This window comes from Dietzia sp. DQ11-71 (assembly GCF_014144995.1).
GTDB lineage: Bacteria > Actinomycetota > Actinomycetes > Mycobacteriales > Mycobacteriaceae > Dietzia > Dietzia kunjamensis.
The window spans coordinates 1-1044 of the sequence record NZ_JAALDT010000527.1 but is presented as its reverse complement, the minus strand read 5'-3'; the positions used below and the strand labels follow the sequence as shown (position 1 = coordinate 1044).

General features: G+C 66.2%; 1 protein-coding gene. It reads right to left on the bottom strand.

The genetic code is table 11. The annotated features are described in order from the left end of the window. On the bottom strand, positions 1–1012 hold a 1012-nt coding region (locus tag G6023_RS15625; RefSeq protein WP_182636398.1), incomplete at its 3' end, for an IS1634 family transposase. Positions 1013–1044: the final 32 nt, after the last annotated feature.

Here is a 1044-nt window from a genome sequence, read left to right as displayed (position 1 = left end):
TGCGGTAGTCCCTCTGGGCTCGTTGCCACTTGTAGTGCCACACCACCCTACGGTCGCGCCGATCCCGGCCCTGGCCCATCGGGCGGATCAGCTCGACGATCTCTCCGTCCGGTATGGCGTTTTTGCGGCGGCCGAAGTGGTCCTCGAGCTCCTTCGGGGCCTTCGAGGTGCGGGAGGCGACGATGAACGACAGCCCGGCGTCCTCCAGGGCATTGAGATTGGCCGCTGAGAGCATGCCGGCGTCGGCGACCACGACCATGTCGGCGATGCCGTGGCGCTGCTGGAAGGCGGTGATGACTGGGATCAGCGTCTTCGTCTCGGCCTTGTTGCCCTCGAACACATGAATATCCAGCGGAAACCCGTCCCGGGCCACCAGTAAGCCGACGGTGATCTGCGGGTCGACGCGGCGTTCCTTGCTCATCCCGACCTTTCGAAGTCCGTCTTCCTTCTCGGCCTCGAAGTACAACGTGGTCAGGTCGTACAACACCAGCGCTACGCCAGGCCCGCCGGCGCCGGTGACATGCTTCCAGCAGGCGGTCGCCAACACGGTGCGGTAGTCGCGCTCAACGCAGCGAGCCAGGCTCGCGTTGATCGTGTTGCGATGTGGAGCGTCGATCCCAATGTCTTCCAGGACCCGGATCGTATCCAGCTTGCTGGTCGCCTCGACCAATCGCGCGCACACCAGCGCTTTGAACGTCTCATCGGCCACGGCATCGAAGCCGAGTGCGTCGAACGTGCTGGTCAACGCCTGCCACAGCAGCTGGCTGGAGTGCCGGCGCACCACCGCGTCACCACTTGCACGCACCTGCGACTCGGGCTCCAGGCCGAGGTCCACGGGCTGCTGGCCGGCGGTGATCTTGCCCCTGGCCACGGCGATCAAGGCCGCCAGCTCGCCCTCGGTGTGCGCGGACCCGATGTGCTCGACGACTCGGCGACGGCCATGAACCGACTCGGCGATCTGGACCGCCGTCGCACCCGACGCCGTCCTGACCTTCCGCACCCACGGGCTCACACCGCGACGATAGCCCACCGATTAGTGCCTAG